Below are 2786 nucleotides of genomic sequence, written 5' to 3'. Positions count from 1 at the left end.
GTTTGAGTCATAAAAAAATCCTCCCCATATCATTCTGAGGAAGATTATCTCATGGGAAATTTCGGCTTCCTAGGTGTGCAGGATTTGACGCTTACACTCTCCATAACGTTGCAGTAGATCATACCGATCGAACATGCCCGGAAAATATTTCTCTGACGTATGGTATACAGCATCGATGACGGAGTCCCGGCTGTCCAACAGAGTGCCGTCCAAATCGAAAAGAAAACAATTAATTTGTCTCACCCGCAAGAGTCTCCTTCCATAAGCGATAGTTTCCCACAGAGACCGCCACCGCTCCGTAACGTAAAGCTTGAATCATCTGATGTTTATTTCGAATCAGCCCCCCGGCAATAATGGGAAGATCGACCTCACTTTTGAATTCCTCGAGAATATCAGTCAATAAACCAGGCATTAATTCAACTGCATCCGGCTGTGTCTCTTGTACGGATTGCAGTCCCGTTTTGAGTGCATCACTGTCGACCAAAAACACACGTTGAATCGTAAGAAGCCCTTGATTTTTTGCTTGCTTAATCAGACTGTTGCGAGTGCTTACAATGCCGGTCGGTTTCACATAATGAGCCAAAAAATCGATTCCTTCCCGGTCGTGGCTAATTCCTCCCAGCCTCTCGATATGCAGAAAAACAGGCAAATTATTAGACTTAAACAAATCCACATATCGCTTTATAACAGCGATGTTCCCAATAGAAAGAACAACGGCGCTAAGTTCAGCCTGCAAAGCCTTTTCGATATACTTGGACTCTTTCACAGAAGCAATTTTTTTGATATTGATGATCCTCTCGTAAAATTGATCGATATTCAACTGAATTATCCCCTTTTTTAAAAAGAAAAAAACCCTTCACAGACATGCCAAAAACCAAAATAGTTATTGACATTACCATTAAAGGGTTCTCCATAGTCTCCACCACGGATCGTATCTACTTGTCGATTTTATAGTAACATCGTTTTATTAAGGCAGTATTAAAGTTGTGTAAAAAATCACTAGCGTTTCATTAAAACGTCAACGGTATGTTTACTAAAGATAAAGATTCTGAACGAAACTTGTGAAGGATTTTCCGAAACGAGAGAACAACCAACAAAAGGTACGCCTCTGCCCATTTGGCAAATAAATCCTGTTATTAACTGAGCACACCGACGACTACTTGACGACGTATCGTTTTTTCTGCCGCCCTCGTGAGGTTCGTTTCGGTTTACTCAGGATTCTTCTAACCCATTCCTCACTGCCTTTCCAAAGCAGTGCGAGCAGCCACCGGCTGATTTGCAAGAGACTGTGTGGGGTCCGAGTCTCTCATTGGGATTGTCAGTGATGGTCAACGGTCGATACGCATGGCGATGTAGAAACTTTTGCCTGATGTGCCTTACAAAGATATTGACAAACCGGTCGTCCAACTCGATCGAAAGGTAAAGACATCCATCAAGAAAAACGTTCGTGAAAAATCTTCGTGGGATACGTGAGATCGAGAAAAAAGCAGATAAGGTCAACTCTTTCCAATCAGGGAGATTACAGTAAACGTGACACCGTACAATCAATCGTTTTTTCTTCTCCTACAGCAACCGAGTAAACAAGATCACGCCCCCGACAGCCCAGCAATAGAAAGCGAACGGACGCATAGCATCGATCTCGTGCTTTTTAAACCAGCGCATCAAAATCCAAACGCTCACATACGCGAACACGCCCGCCAAAATCCCGCCGATCAACGAGGTCTGCAGTAACCCGTAAACCCCCGATCTGACCAACTTGGGAATCTCCAGCACACTCGCCCCGAGGATGATCGGAGTGGCCAACAACATGGAAAAACGGGCAGCTGCTTCATGTTTCAAACCCATCCAGAACCCTGCGACCATACTGGCCCCCGAACGTGAGAACCCCGGAATCAATGCTAGCGATTGGAACAATCCGACAACGATTGCCTGTCCATACGTGAGATGATGGATCTCCTTCGTCCCTCGGTTTCGAAGCTTCTCGCCAAAATGGAGAAACAAACCGTTCAAAATCAGAAAAACAGCCGCACTGGTCACATTGCTAAATATATGGCGCAGCGGCTTTTCAAACACGACCCCGATCAAGCCGGCTGGAACTGTCGCCACAAGAATTAGGGCGAGCAAACGGCGGCCCCCCCTTTCGCCCCCGCGGAATAGAGAACGGATGATGCCGATCCACTCGTGTCGGAAAAAGATCAGCAGAGCGAATGCAGTTCCCAAATGCAGCATGACCACATAGGGGAGAAAGTGTTCTTTTAAAAATTCGGGATCCAGGTTCCACTGAAAAACATACGGCGTGAGAACACCGTGAGCAACGCTGCTGATCGGAAACAGTTCGGTTACGCCTTGGATAATTGCAAAAATAAGGGTTTGAAAAAGGTCCATCTCTGACATCTGCCTCCTATGAGCGATAGAAATTATAAATCTGGCCGATATGATAGCCGATATGATACTAGAATAACATGACCTCCCCTTCTCTGACGACCATTTACAAGTAAATTACACACTCAACTTTCGCAGCTTAATGGTCCCAATAAACCCTTGATATAATTGGGCAAACTCGAAATCCATTGCTGGAGTTGACTCAAAACGGCAGTCTTCAACGGCGTTCTTTGGCTTCATAAGTGGCTTTCTTCCCAGCAAAAATAAGAACATATGTTTGCATATTTTCATCTCAGCAAGTTATAATAATCAATACCAGAACATACATTCGTATTCAGGAGGATCCACATGCGCCCGACTGCGTTGATCCGTAAGATGCTTCAACTCGAAGGCTTGGAAAAGCA

General features: G+C 44.8%; 3 protein-coding genes. All 3 read right to left on the bottom strand.

The genetic code is table 11. The features are described from left to right. Positions 1–69 precede the first annotated feature (69 nt). The 3 genes from C230_RS21635 to C230_RS0100565 all read right to left on the bottom strand — a co-directional run bounded on the left by C230_RS21635 (position 70) and on the right by C230_RS0100565 (position 2385). Entirely contained in the window at positions 70–243 is a 174-nt protein-coding gene (locus C230_RS21635; RefSeq protein ID WP_018130150.1) for an HAD hydrolase-like protein, read from the bottom strand. Continuing rightward, complete coding sequence (locus tag C230_RS0100570; RefSeq protein WP_018130149.1) at positions 230–820, bottom strand: glycerol-3-phosphate responsive antiterminator; 591 nt, start codon at positions 818–820, stop codon at positions 230–232. The genes C230_RS21635 and C230_RS0100570 overlap by 14 nt, the downstream gene beginning before the upstream one ends. A gap of 743 nt (positions 821–1563) precedes the next feature. Further along, the gene (locus C230_RS0100565) at positions 1564–2385 is read right to left on the bottom strand and encodes an undecaprenyl-diphosphate phosphatase (RefSeq protein WP_018130148.1); all 822 of its coding nucleotides are present in this window, start codon (positions 2383–2385) and stop codon (positions 1564–1566) included. Positions 2386–2786 lie beyond the last annotated feature (401 nt).

Source organism: Effusibacillus pohliae DSM 22757 (genome assembly GCF_000376225.1).
GTDB lineage: Bacteria > Bacillota > Bacilli > Tumebacillales > Effusibacillaceae > Effusibacillus > Effusibacillus pohliae.
This window is presented reverse-complemented; position numbering and strand designations above follow the sequence as displayed.